Below are 21,977 nucleotides of genomic sequence, written 5' to 3' on the forward strand. Positions count from 1 at the left end.
CAGCGCACCGAGCCCGACGCCATCGACACGCTCGCCCAGAGCATCTTCCACGATGAGCGCTCCAGCATCGACACGATCCTGGCGTTCGACATCCCGAACAGCCGCGCGTTCATGCACCTCGACACGGTGTTCACGCAGATCGACCACGACAAGTTCACCATCCACCCGGGCATCCTGGGCCCGCTGACGGTCTTCGAGCTCACCAAGGGTGCCGAGGGCAAGATCAACGTCAAGCGCCTCGACTCCGACCTGGAGTCCATCCTCACGAAGTACGTGGGTCAGCCCGTCCAGCTGCTGCAGTGCGGCGCCGGCGATCGCATCGCCGCCGAGCGCGAGCAGTGGAACGACGGCAGCAACACGCTGTGCATCGAGCCTGGCAAGATCTGCGTCTACCAGCGCAACAACGTCACCAACGACTTCCTGTACAAGAATGGTCTTGAACTGGTCGTCATCCCCAGCTGCGAGCTCTCTCGCGGCCGTGGCGGCCCGCGCTGCATGAGCATGCCTGCTTGGCGCGAAGACCTGTAAGGGTTACGCCACGCCTTCGAACCGCATGGCGGTTCAACCAACTCTTTAGTTAACGCCCGTATACGCAGGGCGAAATAGAAAGGAACAATATTATGCCTACTAGCCTGAGCGGTCGCGACTTCCTGAAGCTTCTCGATTTCACCGCCGACGAAATCAACTACCTGCTTCGCCTCTCCCGCGAATTCAAGAACCTGAAGCTCACCGGTACGCCTCACCGCTACCTCGAGGGCAAGAACATTGTTCTGCTGTTCCAGAAGACCTCTACCCGTACGCGTTGCTCCTTCGAGGTTGGCGCTATGGATCTGGGCATGGGCGTGACCTACCTCGATCCCGGCAGCAGCCAGATGGGCAAGAAGGAGTCCATCGAGGACACCGCTCGCGTTCTCGACCGCTTCTACGACGGCATCGAATTCCGCGGCTTCGCTCAGAGCGACGTCGAGGAACTGGCTGCCAACGCTTCCGTGCCCGTATGGAACGGCCTCACCACGGAATGGCATCCCACCCAGATGCTCGCTGACATCCTCACCATGCAGGAAAACTTCAACTACGACATCAAGGGCAAGACGCTGGTCTTCATGGGCGACTGCAAGAACAACGTTGCTCGCTCCCTCATGGTCGTTTGCGCCAAGCTGGGCCTGAACTTCGTGGCCTGCGGCCCCGAGTCCTGCATGCCTGCTCAGGACGTTATCGACGCCACCAAGCCCTTCTTCGAGGAGAACGGCTGCACCTGCACCCTCACGCAGGACGTTGCCGAAGGCGTTAAGGGTGCTCACTGCATCTACACCGACGTTTGGGTATCCATGGGCGAGCCCGACGAGGTTTGGGAGTCTCGCATCGCCGAGCTCACCCCGTACCGCGTAACCAGCGAGGTCATGGCCATGGCCGATCCTTCCGCCATCTTCCTGCACTGCCTGCCCAGCTTCCATGACACCAACACGGTCATCGGTGCTGAAAAGGCCAAGCAGTTCGGCATCACCGAGCAGGAAGTTACCGACGAGGTCTTCGAAGGTCCTCAGAGCCGCGTCTTCGATGAGGCCGAGAACCGCATGCACACCATCAAGGCCATCATGTACGCGACCCTGTCGTAACTAGCCTTACCGCTGTATCGATTTCTTCGGGGCCGGCCCCAGCGGCTGGCCCCGTCATTTGAAAGGAACAACCATGCCTTATCAGAAAGGTGAAGGTCCCTCCGTTGTTATCGCCCTCGGTGGCAACGCTCTGGGCAACACCCCCGAAGAGCAGCTCGAGCTCGTAAAGAACACCGCCAGCCACATCGTCGACATGGTGGGCGAGGGTGTTAACACCATCGTCACGCACGGCAATGGTCCCCAGGTCGGCATGATCAACAACGCATTCGACGCCGCTTGCAAGGATCCCGCGAACAAGGTTCCCGCAATGCCTTTCCCCGAGTGCGGCGCTATGAGCCAGGGTTACATCGGTTACCACCTGTCTCAGGCCATCCTCGGCGAGCTGAAACATCGCGGCATCATGCGTTCCACGGCTAACGTCGTTACGCAGACGGTTGTCGATCCCAGCGACCCCGCTTTCGAGAACCCCACCAAGCCCGTAGGCGCTTTCATGACCGAGGAAGAGGCCAAGGAACTGGCCGAGAAGACCGGCTGCACCGTGAAGGAAGACGCCGGCCGCGGTTGGCGTCGCGTCGTCGCTTCGCCGAAGCCCCAGCGCATCGTCGAATTCGACGCCGTTAAGGACCTCATGGACGCTGGCTACATCGTCGTTTCCACCGGTGGCGGCGGTATCCCCGTCATCGAGGCGAACGACAGCTACCATGGCGTTCCGGCTGTTATCGACAAGGATAACTCCGCTTCTATGCTGGCCGCTTCCTTCAAGGCCGACATGCTCGTCATCCTCACCGCTGTCGAGAAGGTGTGCATCAACTTCGGTAAGCCGAACCAGGAAGCCATCTCCCACATGACGGTTGCCGAGGCTGAGGAGTACATCGCCCAGGAGCAGTTCGCTGCTGGCAGCATGCTGCCCAAGGTTCAGGCTTGCATCAACTACGTGCGCCGTTACCCGCAGGGCAAGGCTCTCATCACGAGCCTCGAGTGCGCTGCGGCTGGCCTCGAGGGCAAGACCGGCACGGTCATCACGCTCGACTAGCACGGTTTAACTTGGTTGTAGTGGGCTGCATCCATTCGTGGATGCAGCCCCTTTTTGTCTAGATTGCTCTATATGCACTGTCATTTCCCGAATCGGGTGCTAGAATAGCCGCAATGTGCATTCGTAATAGGAAGTGACGGAAAACAACCATGCAGATTCGCGAACAACTTGAACAGCTTGTTGGCCAGGGTCTTTCGGCTGCTGTTGCCGATGGATCGCTCGCCCTCGACGAGATTCCGGAAGCTGCTCTAGAGCGACCTCGTGATACGAATAACGGCGATTGGGCTTCTACCGTGGCGCTGCGCCTGGCAAAGGCCGCCAAGAAGAACCCCCGCGAAATCGCGCAGATTATCGTCGATCATCTTCCCGAGAACGGCACCATTGCTTCTTGCGAAATCGCCGGTCCCGGCTTCATCAACTTCACTCTTGCTCCCGCGGTGTTCCAGGGCGTCGTTTCCCAGGTTCGCCAGGAAGGCCTCGATTACGGCAAGGGCGAAATCGAAGGCCCCAACTACATTAATATCGAGTACATCAGCGCTAACCCCACGGGTCCGTTCCATGTGGGCCATGGCCGTTGGGCTGCTTTGGGCGACGCCACGGCTCGTGTGCTTCGCCATGCTGGCTACAAGGTGTACGAGGAAAACTACATCAACGACCACGGTAGCCAGATGGACAACTTCGGCCGCAGCGTAGTTGCCCGTTACCTGCAGGAACTCGGTCATGACGTGCCTCTGCCCGAAAACTGCTACGCTGGCACCTACGTTATCGATATTGCCAAGTCCATTATCGCCAAAGATGGCGATAAGTGGGTAGACGCCGATGAGGAAGAGCGTCTCCTGAACTTCCGCGAGCGCGCCTACGCGTATGAGCTCGCCGAGCAGCATCGCATCTGCGATACGTTCGGCACCACGTTCGACAAGTGGTTCAGCGAGCGTTCTCTCTACGTGGAAGACGAAGAGGGCAAGAGTCAGGTCGACCGCGCCCTGGAAGCCATGGACGAGCGTGGGTACCTGTACGAGAAGGACGGTGCCACGTGGTTCAAGAGCACTGCTTTCGGCGACGACAAAGACCGCGTTCTCCAGAAGAGCAACGGTGAGTACACCTACTTCACCAGCGACGTTGCCTATCACTATAACAAGATGCAGCGTGGCTTCGATCACCTCATCGACCTGTGGGGCGCCGACCACCATGGTTACATCGCCCGTTGCGAGGCCATGCTTGCCGCCTGGGGCTATCCTGGTGCGCTGGAAGTCATGCTCGGCCAGCTGGTTAACCTGTTCCGTAACGGCGAACCGGTTCGCATGAGCAAGCGTACGGGCGAAATGGTCACCTTCGAAGAGCTCATCGAAGAAGTGGGCGTCGATAGCACGCGTTGGCTCATGCTTTCCCGCGGTGCCGACCAGACGATTGACTTCGATATCGAAGTTGCCAAGAAGAAAGACGCTTCCAACCCCGTCTACTACGTGCAGTACGCTCATGCGCGCATTTGCTCCATCCTTCGCAAGGCCGCTTCCGAAGAGGCCGCCAAGAAGGCCGAAGCAGGCGAAATCACGATGGACGAGCTCGTATCCCAGGTTCTGCCCGAGGGCATCGACCTTTCGGTGCTCACCAATCCTTCCGAAATCGCCCTCATGCGCAAGATCGAGACGCTTCACGACTTCGTGCAGCTTGCCGCACGCGACCGCGCCGCGTTCCGCATGACGCATTTCTGCCAGGACCTGGCTGGCCTGTTCCATGGATTCTATACCAACTGCCACGTGAACGTGGAAGACGAGAAGCTTCGCAATGCCCGACTGGCGCTCTGCGACGCCACGCGCATCGTTCTGGCCCTTGGTCTTGGCTTGCTGGGTATTACGGCTCCTGAAAAGATGTAAGCTCATCTCACAGCCTTGTTTTGAAGCGGCGGGGAAGGACCCCGCCGCTTTTTTAGTGCGTGATATGAGGTTGCGCCTTCTGCGTTAGCGCTCTGCCCCTCCGTGCTCGTTTTCCGCAACCATGACTACGCTGCCGATGACGTTCAAGATATTCTGAAGGCCGCCGCAGAATAGCTCGAAGCACAATGCCAGGGAAATGGCCACGTCGGAATTAAGGTACGTCAAGATGATCAACATACCGATGAGGATGGACCCGGGTTGGTTGGGTGCACCGAATGACAGAAATATTACGACAAGGGCTATTACCGCGATGTTGAACCACGATACTTCGCAATTGGCAACGAAAATGTAAATCGCCGCGAGCAGCATGAGGATGAAGCAATTGCCATCAAGGCTGGTCTGCGCCAATACCGGCAGCTCCTTCTTGAGCCGTTCAGTTGATAGCCCTAGGTGCTTCGCGCAATAGCGCGTGTTGTAGGGTACGGCGTCGATTACGGAGCCCATCACGTAGTTTTCCTTGATAAGGGGGCAAAGCTTCCGTACGAACCCCCGCACTTGGATGCCTCGCGCTCTCAGTCGCAGAGCGTATACGGCAAGCAATGGAATCGTGCATGCGAAGACGATGATGCCAATGAATAGGATTTCCAGGAAATTCGTTATGCCGTCTTTCGCCAGGAGAACCTCTAGGAATAGTAGGAAGCACGCCACGGGGAATGCGGTCATCAGGATATTGAGTATGCTGGAGAACAGGCTGTATAAGGCGTCAATCGCCGATTTCAGCAGATCGAAGCTCTTGCCTATTGAATTGAGTGCGCCGACGACGAGGAGCGCTACAACGATCATGGGGATAGGGGAGATGGTTTCGAAGGGTTCGATGATGCTCGATGGAATAATCTGGTCCACTGCCGAGGCGAGCGTCCAATTGGCGAATCCTATGTCAACTTGCTCTGCTACGCCGGTAGATGAGAGGGCCCATTGGGCGAAAGCGAAGCCCATGATGAGGGCAAGGATGACCACGCTTACCGATGACGACACTGCCTTGACGAATAGGCTACGCGATGTGGAATTGCGGTCGGCCACTATGAAGGAATCGGTTACGTTCTTGAGCAGCGAGAAGAGCGTCATCGGTGCGCCAATCATGAGCATGGCGTTGGTGAAAAGCTTTTCGAGAGGCGCTACCCATTCCGTTGCCAGTAGCTGCCGTCCTGATTCGTCGAGCGCAGATTCAAGCACGAGCCCCGCGATGACCGCCATGACGACGGCGAGAAGGCTGGGGAGGATGATGCTCCAGAAGCTCTTGCCCGCCGAAATGGAGATGATGTTGTCGCCATATTTATACGTGCAGGAATACTTGTCGGAGAATGCATGGAGAAGCCCTGCTTCGGAATCCGCTTGTCCATCTTCTTCGGGAAGCGTGAATCGCTTGCCTGGAAACGTGATTTCAATGTCGCTGTGGTCTAGCGCGATGGTGCTGCTGACCTCTAGTTCGGCGTTATCGTTGTCGATTTGAGATGCGGCATGCCGAAAAAGCGCGTTGAAAAGCGCCATGAATTCGGTGCGGCTGCAGGCAGTGATACGGCGCCCCGCAAGAGCGCTCTCCACGAAATCACGAGCTTGCGATAAGCCCGTTTCATTCGCCTTGACTGTTATTGCTTCGTTCTTAGCCATAGGAGGATTTTGCCGGAAAACCGGCGCACCCGTCTTCCTTCATAATCTGCCGTGGTTAATGCAACTTCATTAGCAACATTATACTAGCGTCTGAGCTGTTTTGGCATTTGGGTCTGCTAACAGTACGGTGCAGGATAGACCTAAGGCCATGAGTTTTTTCGTGCATCCAAATTGTGGATGAATGAGGGAGAGGATAGTGGTGCTGGATTGGCTATCCAGATATGAAAAAAGCCCCTTAGCAGGAGCTTTAGAAGAATTCGAAATGGTGGACCGTCGGGGACTCGAACCCCGGACCTTGGGATTAAGAGTCCCCTGCTCTACCAACTAAGCTAACGGTCCATGTTCATATGTCTTTTGCCCTTCGAAAAGCGGCGAACGCTATTTTAGGACAACCGCTCTTGCTTTGCAAGAACTTTTTTAAAAAGTTTTGCGCTGGGGTGGATGGAGAGATTCGAACTCTCGACCTCCAGAGCCACAATCTGGCGCCCTAACCAACTAGGCCACATCCACCGTGCGCAAGGAGAGATTATAGCGGCCGTTAGGGGAGGGGGCAACAAAAGATTTGCTCATCACGAATCATGCACAATTGGCCAAAGTGCGCGTTTGAGCGGTCTGATGAAGCAGGCGTTGAGGGATGCTTGCGAATCTCATTCTTCCGCTATCGGATAGATGCGGGGTTGTTGCGCGCTTCGCCCAGGAAGGGGTTCCTCGAAAAAGTTTTCCCTGCTCTATGGTGCGTACATACGCGCGCGCATAACCTTATATTGCGAATGAATGGGCGAGCGTCGTCTTCGAAAATGTGAAGATGAATCCACAAAAAAGGGGGTTGCCAAAGGGTTTGGTTCGCGTATAATCCTTTCTTGCGCGTTGCAAGTGCGAAAGATTCCTCGGTAGCTCAACGGCAGAGCATCCGGCTGTTAACCGGAGGGTTGTAGGTTCGAATCCTACCCGGGGAGCCATTTGTTTTCAAAGCCAATTGGCTTCTTTATATCGGGCGTTTGGCGCAGCGGGAGCGCGACTCCTTCACACGGAGTAGGTCACAGGTTCAATCCCTGTAACGCCCACCATCAAAACTCCAGGTCAGAGGGTGAATCCTCTGGCCTGGTTTTGTTTTTTCTAGCTCGTGTGGATTGCATTTGGATTACATTAGCGCGTGAAAAGTACCTAATGATGCCGGATAGCCAGGCCTAGTCGAGGAGCGCGCGCCGCTGCTTGGCGTCGCTAGCGCGCTGATTGCTCGAATACATCTAGATATGGAGTAGGCGTGGGGTGGCAGTTGCGATTTGCGACCGCCGATACAATCGGTTCGTTGCATACTGTCAGAAATAGTATATATATTCTGACAAGCACAGACGGAAGGGAATGCCCATGTCCATTGCGGCGGAAGTCGAAGGGCAGATTGCGAGCGTGGGATCTTGCACGGTTTTCGTGCCGTCGGACTTCCACGGCATCGCGAGTGTGGCAAGCCGCTTACGTTTTAACGGCTGAGCCATTGGTGATATTGATGGTCACGGTCCAGCCAATGCATCTCTTTCTGCTGTTTTCACAATGTGATGTACAATGTAACTCACGCGGCGACCGAAAGGCGAGCCATGACTAAGGTTCCAACCACCACGATCAGGATTGATCCCGAAGTAAAAGAGCAGGCTAGCGAGATCTTCGATGAGCTTGGGCTGTCTCTATCAGCAGCGGTAAACATATTCCTACGCGCTGTGGTGAGGCACAAAGGCATGCCGTTTGATGTTGTCATCCTAGATAGCGAGGAAGACGGGGAATAGATGACCAACACAGCAGAAACAGCTTCAATACCGCCCATTGCCGAGCTCGTACCGTATGCCTCAAAGATACTCCAGGCCGCTCAGGCATCCCAAAATGAGGAACAGCTAAAAATTGAGATCGAAGACATCCTAAAAACGATCTGTTCCTCTTGTGGCATCTTTTGGAACCCGTATACATACGAGCATTCGTTCCGATCCGGAAGCTATCGATTGGATGCGGTGCATGGGTCAACAATCATTGAGTACGAACCTCCCAGATCGTTCAATTGTATGGAAGGAGCTCAGCTCCGACATGCGCGCCAGCAGGCAGAGGACTACTGTGGTCTTCTGGCAGAGGAAGAGGGCAGGCGCAATGGAGCTTACTCCCTCGTGGTATGGGATGGAGAGACGATATCGTTTGGCGACGTGCGCGACGGCGAGTTCTTCTGGGACGACCCTAGGGCCTTCGACGCGGCCTGTCTTCATAGGATGCTTATGCTCATCGAGCGAGGCGGCAAGCCGCTCGTCAGCCCCATGGCGCTCAAACAGTTCATCGGCCCAGACACGGAGGTTGGCAAGGGCGTCATTCCCTCGCTGTATCAGGCGGTTGTCAATGCGATAGGCAATTCGAAGACCACGCGAACAAAGTTGATATTCACGGAGTGGGCCCGCCTTTTCGGCCAGGTAGACGGGATAAGCTCAGAACGGCTGCAGACGTATCTCTCGGGAGCCTCTGCCATGCATGGGGTAAACTATCAAGAGCATGCCCAGGCGTATGTCTTCGCGCTTAATACCTACATCGCAATCGTTGCAAAAGTGTGCGCCGTTCACGCCCTGATGGACGGGGGTGGAAGCCCGATTCAGTCAAACACCTCGTCAATCGACTTCCTCAAGGACGTAGAGAGCGATAGGTACTTCAAACTAAAGGGCATTCAGAACATGCTTACCACGGATTTCTTTTCGTGGTACCTAGGGCCAGATGTTGCCGACTCATTGACAGACAAGCTGCAAGTCCTGCTAGATAACCTTAGTTCGATGGACTTTGACGTGACCAGAAAGAGTTCCGAGTCCGTGATAGACCTGTTTAAGGGGCTCTATATGGAGTTCACGCCCGCACCCATGCGCCATGCCTTGGGCGAGTACTACACTCCGGACTGGCTAGCTGCGCATGCGATCGACATGGCGGGATGGGACATGTACGACTCTCTTCTCGATCCCACATGCGGTAGTGGTACGTTCCTGCTTGAAGCCGTGAAAAGGCGGCTTGAGGCGGCACATCCACGTAATACGGCCAAGGAGATACTCGAGGGACTGTACGGCTTTGACCTCAATCCGCTTGCCGTATTGACCGCACGTGCGTCTCTTGTGGTGTTCTTGGCCGGTCATTTCTCTGAGTCCGAAAAGACCCTCCTGCCCGTGTTCCTGGCAGATGCTATAAACACGGCCGATCCCGTTGATGGTGTCTTTACGCACAGCATCTTGACGGAGAAGGGCGAGAAGACGTTCGCCATTCCCTACGAGATGGCGATATCCCCAGACTTTTACGACGTCATGGACCATCTGCGCGTTTGCGTGGACTCGAATGTCGAGGCCAACGACATCGGCTTGGCACTTGAGGCGATGTCGGTAGCCGTAAGGTTCCTGGATGCTGACATGAAGAGCGTCCTCGCAAGAACGATAACCGATCTCGTTGAGCTCCACAGGAATCACTGGAACGGCATCTGGTGCTTCATCCTCTTCGACAGGATCAAGGCAGGTTGCGTGCATGATGTCGACTACGTCGTGGGCAACCCCCCTTGGGTCAAGTGGAGCGACCTTCCGCGCCCGTATGCCGAGTTCGTCAAGCCGCTCTGCGAGCGGATGGACATATTCAGCGAAGACAACTGGGTTGGCGGCATCCAATCCGATATTTCCACCGTCGTCACGTACCATGCCTTGGAGAGGTTCGTGCGTCCGGGCGGAACACTTGCATTCCTCATAACGGGAACGGTCTTCAAGAACGAGTCCAGTCAAGGCTTCAGGCGCTGGACGCTTCACCACGACGACGGCACAACAGAGAGCATGAGTGTCGAGCTCGTTGAGGACTACAAGGCAATCCGCCCATTCGAGGGTGTGGCCAACTGGCCATCGCTCCTCGTCATCAGGCGCAATGGCGAGAGAACGGCGTATCCTGTCGTATATCGCGAGTATCGCAAACCAAAGGGGAAGCCAACGGGAAACGAGCTTCTTTCCATTCCTGCGCAGAAACAGGCCATGCCTGTTCCCGGCACTATCGACGGCCCATGGCTCGTGGGGTCAAGCGAGCAATTACCTGTCTGGTCGCAGATCATGGACGCTGCTTCGTCCGTAAAGGACTACTCTGCGCGGAAGGGTGTCACCACGGATGCGAATGGCATCTACTTTGTCAGCGCACATGCGTCGAGCGTGCCTGGCCTAGTGAGGATATCGAATGATCCAAGCAATGGAAGGCGGTCCCTGCCTCGCATAATTGCCGACGTCGAGAGCACCCACGTCTACCCGTTGCTTCGTGGACGCGAAGTGTCGAGGTTCAGCGCGTCGCCCTCTCTTGGAAGCTGTGTCGTCGTGCCTCAGACTGGCATGTTCGGAGATGAGCGACTTCCCGCGACATCGCCACGGCTCTTTCGGTTCCTCGCCCGCTTCAAAGACACACTTGAGACAAGGTCGAGCTACCGTCGCTTCCAGCGAGGCAAGCCATTCTGGTCCATTTGGACCGTTGGCGCGTATACGTTTGCTCCGTATAAGGTGGTCTGGAAGGAGATGTCGGGCTCCAACTTCGTTGCCGCCTATGTTGGTTCCGAAAGAATGCCCGATGGGACAGAGAGGACGGTCGTTCCTGACCACAAGGTTTATTTCATCCCGGTGCAGACCGAGTCCGAGGCTGCCTATCTCACCGCATTCCTCAACTCGTCATCGGTGTCGGGGGCAATCGGAGCATACGCATCAGCGCTGAGTCTCGGAACGAGCGTTGTCGATTACTTCAAGATTCCAAAGTTTGAAGCCGGCGACGCTCGAATGGCTGAGCTTAGCGAGATGGGAAAGCGTTTTAGCAATGGTGTCGAGCCGACGGCTAGTGACGAGCGTAGGCTGGACGAACTGGTTGCCTGTATCGTATGCGGAAGCTGACTGTGGATACGCAGGTAAGGCAGCGGGTTTAGATTGACGGCATGATTTTAGAAAGGGCTTCAATTGGTATATGCGGGACGGGTGGATTCAAAGAAAATCGAAAAAGCAGCCGTCCTCGCGGTAAAGAACCTTATCCAGCCATGCGAGTGCATAGACGATAAGCTCGATGACGATGATAAGAATATCCTCGTAGACGGCTCTCTTGAGCTGTACAAATCATCTGAATTGACTATCCAGAACTTCATCGGCAAGGTTGATGTTCAGATCAAAGGAACGACCCGCAAGCTGACGTTGAATAAGCGTGGTTACGTGAAATACCAGGTTGAGGTTGAAAACCTCAGACGCTATCTCGACGTATTTCATGGTGTTCTGTTTTTCTGCGTGTCCGTTGGTGCGCCGCAAGGTTATATCGTCGGGAAAGATGTGTACTGCGTGCAGCTTCTGCCATATGACATCACCCAAATTCTTGCGGATACGAGGGAGGGCCAGAAGAAGGTATCAGTTCCGTTCAAGCCGTTCCCGACGGAACCGAAGGAGATTATACGTCTTGTAATGGCATTCAGGGCGGAGCGGGAGAAGCAGCTAAAGGCCAAGGTTTCAGGCTATGGATATCTAGACAAGATCTTCAAGCTACCACCCAACATAAGGTCGTTCAATTTCTCTATGCAGCTGTTCCCTGGTGAGCCCGTCACCACGCTGGGCGGGTTCCGAGAGGGCCCGTATATTTATGGCGAGGACCAAGAGGGGCATCTCACAGTATTCGGAAAAATGGGCGATGTATCGGCATTCGCCATGGGCGTGGAAGCAGAAGTCGGTTCAGGCGACTTCTCGTTTAGGACGACCGTATTTGCCGGCCAGTCCGACGAGGGCGAGTTTCTGGAATTCGAAGGCGTCCGCATGCTGCTTGCGAAGTGCAAGTCGAGGATTGACTATACCGTGTCTGGCAGTATGCGCACGCGTTACGCCACCGTACGTTTCATGCATGAGTTCTCAAGGACGGGCATCATGAGTTTGAATGGCGATAACGTTGTCTTGGCGGACGTTGGCAGCATTGATGATGCTCAGTGCATGCGCCTAGAAGAATTGCTGGAAGCGTACAGTCGGTTAGTCGACACACTGGACGCCCTTCACATACACGCCGACTGGGATCCGGCGACTTTAAGCGAAAAGGAGCTTGACGACTTCAGCTTCATGCGGCGTCTACTTGTAGAGAAGAAGGCCCTGATAGGCCAAAAGCTTGAATCTCCGCTTATTCATTTCGACATACAGGATGCGTACGTCTTCGCGCTTGCACATGAACACGAAGATGGATCCTATGAGTTCAAGGACCTTTTCTCAGGGGATTTGTTTTTCGTGTTCGGCGGTCCAGACGAAGCGACCGGGGAGACAAAGTTCGTGTCAGACCCCGTTCCACCGATAGTGGCGCTTGGCGAAGAGGGCTATAGAAGGATAGTTAACCTAGTTCCAGAGGAAGTTGAGCGGGCGTTCGAAAGATTCCCGATTACTGCGAGCAGCCAGAATCCGCTCAACCAGAAGCTTCTCGAAATGCTCTCCGCATATGACAAGGGCTGCTTGCAGCAGGAAGAGGTCTTGGCGACCGCAGCTATACTGGCTAGGAAACTATACGAAGCCGACCGCGCTTCGGAGACTCATTACCTCAACCTTATGCAAACGATCAAGCGCAAGCGCGATTTGACCGTCGAAGAGAAGAAGCGGCTCCAAGACATTGCCATCGACAGCAGTCAGTCATATGTCAAAGCGGCAGCGTATGCCCTGCTTGGTAATCTAGATATGGCATTCAACTGTCTCGATCGCTGCACGAACGATGAGCGGAAACAGATTGAAGACTATCCGATTGCTGTCTTCTTTAAATAAGAAGAACGGGCGACCGTAACATCGGTGAGAGCGAATCCAAACCGAAGAGCGCGCGTCGTTGAATTTAGTCTGCCGCAGCCCATGCGCACAGGCTCACAAGTTCTTCGAATCACTCGAGCCCGAGCTCGATTGTGGGTGCGCGAACCTGCCCTCCATCACCATTGGTTTTCGTCGTGGCGAAATCTGCAGCCTTTCCTGTGGTGACATTGACTTCGATCGCCGCGTTGCCGACATTCGCCATTCTTACGATAATCTGGGCAACCTCAATGACAGAAAGGCGAAGGCTGGCACCCGCCCTTTCGTTCTCAGACAAAGACCATCTAAGTGCTCAAGGCATACAAGGAAGCATAGTTCAAGCGTTACGCCCGCACCAACCAGTGGTCCAAGCCGGAGGAGGGCTACATTGGGCAGACCAACGACAGCCCCGTCATCTCGGGCGACTGTAGCACTCGCATTCTGCCAACGAATCTCAGTCGTTGGTGGACCGAGGGTCGTGGCGAATATGGATTCGATAGGCTGCCCTTCACGAGGTTCGCCATGCTTATCTGATATTGCTCGCAATTCAGGGTGTGCACCCCGAGGCGATGCAGGAATTAGCGGGCCAGTACAGCTTCCAGATCTCCATGGATATTTACACTTATGTTGATATGGACTCGAAGTGCGAGGTCGTCGCATCCGTTGCTGAGGTGTTCCGATATGCACGTTACAACTGCTGGGCTGTGACCTAATTCCACTGCTCAGAATCTAGCACGTAACCGCCGGGCATGGTTTGTCCAAGGTTTGTCCATGGAGAACCCCACTTGCCTGACCCTGGCAGAATTCAGGACTTCTGCCAGCTGTTTTGTAAGCGGTAAAATGTATCCCAGTTTTAGGACTCCGCTGATGGGGTTGACAACCAAAGAGAATATATTGCCATTGGGCGGGGATTAGATTACATTTTGGATTGCAAGTGACCGGACACACTTGATGTTTTCGTATTTCATCCTCGCACTTTGACCAGGATTCAAACTGACCGTTTGGTATCGTACGTAATAATCTGGTATATCGAGTATATTTCACACACGGAGTAGGTCACAGGTTCAATCCCTGTAACGCCCACCATCAAAACACCAGCTCAGAGTTAGCTTTCTGAGCTGGTTTTCTTTTTCCTGGCCAGTTTACTTTGCGTTACTAGTACGTAGTAAGTACGTAGTGGGCGAGCCAGGGATAGGCGATTCGCTTTCTTGCATGTAGAAGGTTTGGCGTGGAAGTCAGTTGCGCTATACTACGTGTTCACGGGCCTGTAGCTCAATGGTGGAGCAGGGGACTCATAATCCTTTGGTTGTCGGTTCGAGTCCGGCCGGGCCCACCACGAAGAATTGCATCGGGTCAGTCGTTTTCGGCTGGCCCGTTTTAGTGTGTGAGGGTTTCTATTCTCCGATGATTATTCAGCTTGAGCATATATCCAAGTCGTTCGGCGCGCGTACGCTTTTTTCCGACGTCACGTTCAAACTCGAGGCATTTGATAGGCTTGCGCTCGTTGGTCCTAACGGCGCGGGCAAGACGACGATGCTCAATATCATCACCGGCAACGAAGAGCCTGATGAGGGCCGTGTTCTGTTTGCAAAGGGTGCATCGGTTGGCTACTTGGAGCAGGAAGCCATCGAGATGGGCGATCGCCCGCTGTTCGACGAGGTATTTTCCAGCCAGCAGGAGATTTTGCAGGCTGAAGAGCGTCTGCGCGCTTTGGAGGCCGAGCTGGGCGACAACCCCACCGAAAAGCAGCTTGCCGCCGCGGGTCGTGCGCGTGATGCGTATGAAGCCATGGGTGGCTACCTGCTTGAATCGAAGGTGCGCAGCGTCCTGTTCGGCCTGGGCTTCGGCGAAGAGGACATGAAGAAGCGCACGGTGGATTACTCCGGTGGCTGGCAGATGCGCATCGCCCTTGCGAAGCTGCTCGTGCGCAACCCCGACGTGCTCATGCTCGACGAGCCCACTAATCACCTCGATCTCGAGAGCGTGACTTGGCTAGAAGGCTTTTTGCGTGGCTATAGCGGCACGGTTATCGTGGTCAGCCACGACCGTGCGTTCATGGACAACATGGTCGATCGCGTTGCCGAAATCGACAATGGCACGGTTAACTTCTACAAGGGCAACTACTCGGCTTACCTGAAGCAGCGTGAAGAGCGTATCGAGCTCCTTCGTCAGCAGGCGGAGCGTCAGCAGGCGGAAATAGCCCATATGGAAGCGTTCATCGAGCGCTTCCGCTACAAGGCCACCAAGGCCAAGCAGGTGCAGGACAGGGTTCGCAAGCTCGAGAAGATCGAGCGCATCGTCGTTCCCGAAGAGCGCAAGACCGTGCATTTCAACTTCATCCAGCCGCCGCGAACCGGCGATATGGTCGTCGACCTTTCGGGCGTTTCGAAGGCGTTTGGCGAACATGTGGTGTACGAAAAGCTCGACTTGTCTATTTATCGAGGTCAGAAGATTGCGCTCGTTGGCCCTAACGGCGCTGGCAAGTCGACGCTCCTCAAGATGATTGCCGGCGTGCTTCAGCCCGATGCTGGTTCCATTCGCTATGGCGCCCACGTCGATAAGACGTATTACGCACAGCACCAGCTTGAAGAACTGCACGAGGGGAATACCGTGTTCGAAGAGCTCGATCGCGTTGCCCCCGGTTGGACGATTTCCCAAGTGCGTACGCTTCTTGGTGCGTTTCTGTTCCAGGGCGACGCCGTCGAAAAGCGCGTGGGCGTTCTTTCGGGTGGCGAGAAGAGCCGTTTGGCGCTGGCCAAGATGCTCGTTTCGCCTAAGCCGTTGTTGTGTCTCGACGAGCCTACCAACCATCTCGACATCCAAAGTGCCGATGTTCTGGAGCAGGCCCTTGCGGCGTTCGAAGGTACGATTCTGCTTATCACGCACGATAGGCATCTTATTCGAGGCGTGGCTAATCGCATTATCGAAATCACGCCTGGCAATGTGACCGTCTACGATGGCGATTACGACTACTACCTGTTCAAGAGCGGGCAGGAGGATTCGGCATCCATTACGGGCGGTCGCGAGAACGGCGCATCCGTGTCGAAGTCGGGCCTTTCGAGCAGTCATGCCGCGTCGAAGGCGCAGGAAACCAAGAAGAGCGGCGCTTCGAATGTGACGGTGAATCGCCATCCGCGAGGCGAGCGCCCCGACAAGGCGTCTTCGGCATCGCTCACTGCGCCTAAGGGGAGCGCTCCCAAGTCGAAGGAGCAGAAGCGTCGCGAGGCCGAGGCTCGCAACAGGGCGTATGCCGCGTTGAAGAACCATCGCAAGCGCATTGCCCAGCTCGACAAGCAGATGGAAGCCGACAATAAGAGGCTCGCGGAGATTCTGGAGCTTTTGGCCGATCCTGATTTCTACACGAACGAAGATGCCTCGAGCGATGTGATTGCCGAGCATGCGAAGCTCAAGAAGCGCCTTGCTGCGGCTGAAGAGGAATGGTTCGTCTTGAACGAGGAACTTGAAGCCGAAATGGCACGTCAGAGGGATGCGGCGGAGTAGTTCGCCGCGCCGATGGCCGATACGTCCCGCGTATTCGGGTGAAATCGCGGGATTATATTTCGGAATGAGCCCCTGCGGTATACTAGGACAACTATGAGTACAGACATCATTGCATATTACGCCTGTTCGATTCTGGCTTTCGTGCCGGCAATCGTCCTGCATGAGGTTTCGCACGGTTTCGCCGCGTACAAGCTCGGCGATCCTACGGCGAAAAACGCGGGTCGTCTTTCCATGAACCCGCTTCGCCATGTCGACCCGTTCGGCACGGTGCTTCTGCCTGCGATTCTCATGCTGGCGAATGCTCCCATTTTCGGTTACGCGAAGCCCGTTCCGTACAACCCGCGCTACTTCAAGGACAAGCGCAAGGGCGATTTGATCGTGGGTTTGGCTGGTCCCGCCGCCAACCTGGTTATGGCGCTTCTGGGCGCATTGGTTGCCTGGCTTCTGTATCCGCTGGCAACGACGAGCATCGCGAACGGCAACGAATTCTTCGCTTACTTTTACTTAATGTTCCTGCCGTACTTTACGCTCATCAACTTGTACCTCATGTTTTTCAACATCTTGCCTATTCCTCCGTTGGATGGCTCGAGCATTTTCGCGTTCATTCTGCCGGAGAAATACCTGCGTCAGTACTATGCGGTGCAGCAGTATGCCATGCCCGTATTGCTGATTCTGCTTTTCGTCGTCCCGTACTTCAGCCCCATTAATCCCATTTCGGTGTACATGGACGCGACCGCGGGCAATGTTGCCAATTTGATTTTCCCGTTCCGTATTTCGTAGCGATAAGTAAGGATAGAGGCATGTCGGAAGAACTTTGCGTAGACAATCAGGACAGCAGCACGTTCGTTGAGCCCAGCGAGCGCATCATTCTCACGGGCGACCGTCCCACCGGCCGCTTGCATGTGGGCCACTACGTGGGCTCGCTGCGTGAGCGCGTGCGTCTTCAGAATTCGGGCGAGTTCGATCGCATCTTCATCATGATTGCCGACGCCCAGGCGCTCACCGACAATGCCGACAACCCCGAAAAGGTTCGCCAGAACATCATCGAGGTCGCGCTCGACTACCTGTCTTGCGGTATCGACCCTGCTAAGACCACGATTTTCATTCAGTCTCAGATTCCCGAGCTCTTCGAGCTCACCGCGTACTACATGAACCTCGTAACCGTGGCGCGCGTCCAGCGCAATCCCACGGTGAAGAGCGAAATTCAGATGCGCGGGTTCAATGCCGATATCCCGGTAGGGTTCTTCACGTATCCCATCAGCCAGGCTTCCGACATCACCGCGTTCAAGGCTACGACGGTTCCCGTAGGCGAGGACCAGCTTCCCATGCTCGAGCAGACGCGCGAAATCGTGCGTTCGTTCAATCGCACGTACGCGCCCGTGCTCATCGAGCCCGAAGCCCTCATTCCACAGGGCGAGGCCGCCAAGCGCCTGCCCGGTATCGATGGCAAGGCCAAGATGAGCAAGTCGCTGGGCAATGGCATTTACCTGTCCGATACGCCCGAGGAAGTGGCCAAGAAAGTCAAGAGCATGTATACCGACCCCGGTCACCTGCAGGTAAGCGACCCGGGCAAGATCGAGGGCAATGCGGTGTTCACGTATCTCGATGCGTTTAGCAAGCCCGAGCATTTCGCCGAGTTCTGGCCGGAATACGCTAACCTCGACGAGCTGAAGGCCCATTACCAGCGTGGAGGCCTGGGCGATGTGAAGTGCAAGAAGTTCCTCAATCGCGTTCTCGAGGATACGCTTGCTCCCATCCGCGAACGCCGTCATGCGCTCGAGATGGATATCCCCGCGGTATACGACATCCTTTCCGCTGGTTGCGAAGTTGCACGCGAAGCCGCCGCAAACACGCTGTCCGAAGTGAAGGATGCCATGCGCATCAATTACTTCCGCGATGTCGCCCTTATGGAAGAGCAGGCGCTCCGCTACCGCCGCGTGGATGAGTAGCCGCTGCTAGATGTCGTATCGCGTACGCACAGAAAGCTTCGAAGGCCCCTTCGACCTGCTTCTTTACCTAGTAAGCCGGCAAAGGGTCGATATCGGCGCGATTTCCATCACCGAAATCGCCGACCAGTATCTCGAGGAAGTCTCCCATATGGAGAACGTCGACTTGGATGTCGCGAGCGACTTTCTGCTCGTGGCATCCACGTTGCTCGAGATCAAGGCCGCCGCGCTTCTACCGAAGCCCAAGGACAACCTCGTGGAAGAGTACGAGGAAATCGGCCCGATGGAAGCGCGTGACATGCTCGTCAAGCGACTTCTGGCGTATACCCAGTTCAAGAATGCGGCAGCGGAGCTTTCCGCGCGATACGATTCCGAGCTCCGCCTGCATCGCAGGAGCGCAGGGCCCGACGAGAGCCTTCTCACGCTCATGCCCGATTATCTCGAGGATGTCACGCTCGATTCGCTTGCGTACCTTTGCGCTCAGGTCATGGGACATCGCGATCCGTTCTTGCTGGAAAGCGAGCATATCGCGGCGAAGCCCATTCCCGTGGAGGTTCACGTGCGCGCCATCCATACGCGCATCCGCAATCAGAAGCACGCCCGTTTCAGCGAGCTTCTTTCCAATCGCGCCAGCAAGCCTGTTATCGTCGTAACGTTCCTTGCCATCCTCGAGCTGTATAAGCGCGGCATGGTAACGGTGCGTCAATCCGAGGCATTTGGCGATATCGACATCGATTTCATCGAAGGTTCGGGCGAGCTGTTCCTCGAAGGCGAGGGTGCCCTAACCAGCGTTGTTCAGGAGGCATAGACATGTTTGAGGGATTGAGCGAAGCCCAGCTCACCAGCGCTATTCAGGCGATGCTGTTCGTGACCGATGGCCCCGTTTCAACTATCACCATGGCCGATATGCTTCAGGTCGAGCCGTCTGCCGTGGAAAGCGCTTGCGTCGAACTACGCGCGCGTTTGCTCGAAGACGAAGAGGGGATTCAGCTTACGGAGGTTGCTGGTGGGTGGCGCTTGTGCACCCATCCCGTTTTCCACGAGCTGCTTGAGGCGTACGTGCTTTCCTGGGACACGCGCAAGCTCTCGCAGGCGGCGTTAGAGGTGCTTGCCGTCGTAGCGTATTCCCAGCCCGTCACGCGTACGGGCGTTGCCGACGTGCGTGGCGTCAACTCCGATAGCTCCCTCAACTCGCTCATCGAAAAGGGCCTGGTGAAAGAGGTCGGAACATCCGATGCGCCCGGCAATCCGATGCTCTATGGCACCACGCAGGCGTTCCTTGAGAAGTTCGGCCTGCGTTCGTTGAAGGATCTTCCCGATATCACGGAATTCGCTCCCGATGACGAGACGCGCGAGTTCATCCGCACGCGCCTTTCCGCTACGCGTGGTTATATTCCCCCGGTTCGTGAGGATGCTGCCTCGGAAGATGCGACCCAACAGGAAGCGCCCGAGCGCAGCGAGTCGGGTCGTCAGGAAAGCATGGACGATGCGATGCGCCAGATGATGGCGGGGGCGTTAGCCGATGCCGCGGGTGCCGTCGAGAAGATTGATTTTGACGATTTGGAATTCGAGGAGTAAGCGTGTCTGATATTCGCGATATCGGTTGGGAAGAGCGCATCGAGGACCATGCGTTTCCCATGCGACTGCAGAAGTTCCTCGCACGTGCCGGCGTGGCAAGTCGTCGTGGTTCCGAAAGCCTCATTACGGCAGGGCGCGTTGAGGTGAACGGCGTCGTCGTAACCGAGCTGGGCAGCAAAGTCGATCCGCTTGAAGATGAGGTCGCCGTCGATGGGGCAGTGGTGACCTGGGGTTCTTCCCATGTGGTTCTGGCATTGAACAAGCCTTCCGGCATCATCACCACCATGAAGGATTATCGTGGGCGTCGTTGCGTGGCCGACATCATGCCGTGCGACGAGTATCCCGGCCTGTATCCCATCGGGCGCTTGGATATGGACACCACGGGGCTCTTGCTCTTCACCACCGATGGCGAGCTGGGGAACAACCTGCTCCATCCCAGCCACCATGTGACCAAGGTGTACCATGCCACGGTCTCCGGCGTCATGACCGAGGAAGAGGCTCAGCAGCTGCGCGATGGCATCATGCTCGAAGATGGCATGACGGCGCCTGCCGAAATCGAGGTCATTTCCAAATCCAAGAAGCGCTGCGTCGTTTCGCTTGCCATTCACGAGGGGCGAAAGCATCAGGTCAAGCGCATGTGCAAGGCGGTGGGACACCCTGTCGAGCATCTCGATCGCGTTTCCTTTGGCCCCATTGAAACGGGTTCCCTGCCTCAGGGGGTATGGCGAAAGCTCGACGATGAAGAGACCGCGGCTTTATATCGCGCCGCTGGTCTTGCGTGATACTATTACGTCCTGAAATTTCATACCTGTCGTGAATGCGGGGTTGCCGGTGGATACCAGCAGATACAAGAACATTGCCGTTGTGGGCTTGGGTTTGATTGGCGCGTCTATTGCCGCGCGAATTCGTCAGTTCGACGAGAGCATCGGCGTGTTCGGCGTCGATACCGATGAGATCACGCTCGTCACGGCCGTGCAGAAGGGGTGGGTCACCGGCGCGTCTCTTCCCGATGGCGAAGCGTTCGAGGCCTTTGTTCGCAACGAATGTGACCTGGTCATTCTGGCGATTCCCGCCACGGTCGCCCGCTCGTATTTCGACCGCCTCGTTTCCTGGGGCTACACGGGCATCATCACCGACACCGCCTCTACCAAGGCGCGCATCTGTGCCGATGCCATCGAGGCCCTGCCCGACATCAGCCGTTTCATTCCCGGCCACCCCATGGCCGGATCCGAAGTGAATGGCATCGAAGGGGCGCGCGTCGACCTGTTCGAAGGTGCGCACTGGATTGTCTGTCCCGATGAGGATACTCCCGCCGACGATTATCTTGCTCTTCACGAGCTTCTTACGGGCATGGGCGCCCGCGTCATCTCGCTTCCGCGCGAAGATCACGACCGCGCCATCGCCATCGTTAGCCATGTGCCCCATTTTGTGGCATCTTCCCTGGTAGAGCTTGCCGCGAATCACGCCGACGATCAGAAGGCGCTGTTCCGCCTGTGCGCCGGTGGCTTCAAGGATTCCACGCGCATTGCCGCTGGTTCCCCCGAGCTGTGGAGCGGCATTGCCTTCGATAACAAGAAGGCCCTGCACGACGGCTTGGTGGAGATGAGCGAGATCATCGGCCGCTTTATCGCCGCGCTCGAGCACGACGACCGCATGGAGCTCACGGCCCTGCTCGATCATTCCGCGAAAATCCGCAGGTCGATTCCCAAAAAGTGGCTTCCCGACAGCGAGAACCTGCTGGAGGTTCGCATCCCCATGGAAAATCGCAAGGGCATGGTGGCCGAAGTTACCACCATCGCCAGCAAGGTCGGATGCAACATTCAGTCAATCGAAATCGACCATCTAACGTCAAGCGCCGCGGTTCTTGATATGATACTTACCGACGAGGGGGATATCGGTCGCCTTTCCATCGAGCTGCTCAATGCCGGCTTCCGCGTATCCTTGCTTCCTTTGAGCGTGAAGGAGTAACT

General features: G+C 56.0%; 15 protein-coding genes and 5 tRNA genes. 17 read left to right on the plus strand and 3 right to left on the minus strand.

Translation table 11 applies throughout. The annotated features are described in order from the left end of the window. The 4 genes from AC04P6_RS07610 to argS form a co-directional block, all read left to right on the plus strand. Positions 1 to 528: arginine deiminase family protein (locus AC04P6_RS07610; RefSeq protein ID WP_475566026.1), on the plus strand; the 528-nt coding region annotated here is incomplete at its 5' end. 92 nt (positions 529 to 620) lie between these two features. Then, positions 621 to 1,616, plus strand: coding sequence for an ornithine carbamoyltransferase (gene argF / locus AC04P6_RS07615; protein ID WP_475566027.1), 996 nt, complete (start codon positions 621 to 623; stop codon positions 1,614 to 1,616). A 73-nt stretch (positions 1,617 to 1,689) separates the two neighbouring features. Next, positions 1,690 to 2,649, plus strand: coding sequence for a carbamate kinase (gene arcC, locus AC04P6_RS07620; protein ID WP_475566028.1), 960 nt, complete (start codon positions 1,690 to 1,692; stop codon positions 2,647 to 2,649). Between the two features lie 149 nt (positions 2,650 to 2,798). Beyond that, positions 2,799 to 4,523, plus strand: a complete 1,725-nt coding sequence (gene argS, locus AC04P6_RS07625) for an arginine--tRNA ligase (RefSeq protein ID WP_475566029.1) — start codon at positions 2,799 to 2,801, stop codon at positions 4,521 to 4,523. Positions 4,524 to 4,607: 84 nt separating this feature from the next. Here argS and AC04P6_RS07630 read toward each other — a convergent pair whose 3' ends face one another. The 3 genes from AC04P6_RS07630 to AC04P6_RS07640 all read right to left on the minus strand — a co-directional run bounded on the left by AC04P6_RS07630 (position 4,608) and on the right by AC04P6_RS07640 (position 6,701). After that, a complete protein-coding gene (locus tag AC04P6_RS07630) occupies positions 4,608 to 6,191 on the minus strand; it encodes a dicarboxylate/amino acid:cation symporter (RefSeq protein WP_475566030.1) in 1,584 nt (527 codons plus the stop codon). A gap of 263 nt (positions 6,192 to 6,454) precedes the next feature. Further along, a tRNA-Lys gene (locus AC04P6_RS07635) sits at positions 6,455 to 6,530 on the minus strand. 94 nt (positions 6,531 to 6,624) lie between these two features. After that, a tRNA-His gene (locus tag AC04P6_RS07640) sits at positions 6,625 to 6,701 on the minus strand. Between the two features lie 374 nt (positions 6,702 to 7,075). On the opposite strand from AC04P6_RS07640, the gene AC04P6_RS07645 reads away from it, so the two are divergent. From AC04P6_RS07645 to AC04P6_RS07705, 13 genes are all read left to right on the plus strand, one after another. Next, a tRNA-Asn gene (locus AC04P6_RS07645) sits at positions 7,076 to 7,150 on the plus strand. Between the two features lie 33 nt (positions 7,151 to 7,183). After that, positions 7,184 to 7,258: transfer RNA gene (locus AC04P6_RS07650), tRNA-Val, on the plus strand. 525 nt (positions 7,259 to 7,783) lie between these two features. After that, positions 7,784 to 7,969, plus strand: a complete 186-nt coding sequence (locus AC04P6_RS07655) for a type II toxin-antitoxin system RelB/DinJ family antitoxin (RefSeq protein ID WP_475566031.1) — start codon at positions 7,784 to 7,786, stop codon at positions 7,967 to 7,969. Then, positions 7,970 to 11,092 carry an N-6 DNA methylase gene (locus AC04P6_RS07660; RefSeq protein ID WP_475566032.1) on the plus strand — a complete coding sequence of 1,041 codons (3,123 nt, stop codon included), beginning with the start codon at positions 7,970 to 7,972 and terminating at the stop codon, positions 11,090 to 11,092. 81 nt (positions 11,093 to 11,173) lie between these two features. Further along, on the plus strand, positions 11,174 to 12,967 hold the full coding sequence (locus AC04P6_RS07665; RefSeq protein ID WP_475566033.1) for a DUF4365 domain-containing protein: 1,794 nt from the start codon (positions 11,174 to 11,176) through the stop codon (positions 12,965 to 12,967). 1,276 nt (positions 12,968 to 14,243) lie between these two features. After that, positions 14,244 to 14,318: transfer RNA gene (locus AC04P6_RS07670), tRNA-Ile, on the plus strand. A gap of 68 nt (positions 14,319 to 14,386) precedes the next feature. Continuing rightward, positions 14,387 to 16,483 carry an ABC-F family ATP-binding cassette domain-containing protein gene (locus AC04P6_RS07675; RefSeq protein ID WP_475566034.1) on the plus strand — a complete coding sequence of 699 codons (2,097 nt, stop codon included), beginning with the start codon at positions 14,387 to 14,389 and terminating at the stop codon, positions 16,481 to 16,483. A 93-nt stretch (positions 16,484 to 16,576) separates the two neighbouring features. Then, on the plus strand, positions 16,577 to 17,263 hold the full coding sequence (locus AC04P6_RS07680; RefSeq protein WP_475566035.1) for a site-2 protease family protein: 687 nt from the start codon (positions 16,577 to 16,579) through the stop codon (positions 17,261 to 17,263). Between the two features lie 20 nt (positions 17,264 to 17,283). Beyond that, a complete protein-coding gene (trpS, locus tag AC04P6_RS07685) occupies positions 17,284 to 18,432 on the plus strand; it encodes a tryptophan--tRNA ligase (protein WP_475566036.1) in 1,149 nt (382 codons plus the stop codon). A 10-nt stretch (positions 18,433 to 18,442) separates the two neighbouring features. Continuing rightward, a complete protein-coding gene (locus tag AC04P6_RS07690) occupies positions 18,443 to 19,237 on the plus strand; it encodes a segregation and condensation protein A (protein ID WP_475566037.1) in 795 nt (264 codons plus the stop codon). A 2-nt stretch (positions 19,238 to 19,239) separates the two neighbouring features. Then, on the plus strand, positions 19,240 to 20,007 hold the full coding sequence (gene scpB, locus AC04P6_RS07695) for an SMC-Scp complex subunit ScpB (RefSeq protein ID WP_475566038.1): 768 nt from the start codon (positions 19,240 to 19,242) through the stop codon (positions 20,005 to 20,007). Positions 20,008 to 20,066: 59 nt separating this feature from the next. Further along, positions 20,067 to 20,789 carry a pseudouridine synthase gene (locus AC04P6_RS07700; protein WP_475566089.1) on the plus strand — a complete coding sequence of 241 codons (723 nt, stop codon included), beginning with the start codon at positions 20,067 to 20,069 and terminating at the stop codon, positions 20,787 to 20,789. Positions 20,790 to 20,838: 49 nt separating this feature from the next. Continuing rightward, positions 20,839 to 21,975 (plus strand): prephenate dehydrogenase/arogenate dehydrogenase family protein, encoded by a 1,137-nt coding sequence (locus AC04P6_RS07705; RefSeq protein WP_475566039.1) that lies wholly within the window; start codon positions 20,839 to 20,841, stop codon positions 21,973 to 21,975. Positions 21,976 to 21,977: the final 2 nt, after the last annotated feature.

This window comes from Denitrobacterium sp., assembly GCF_056180635.1.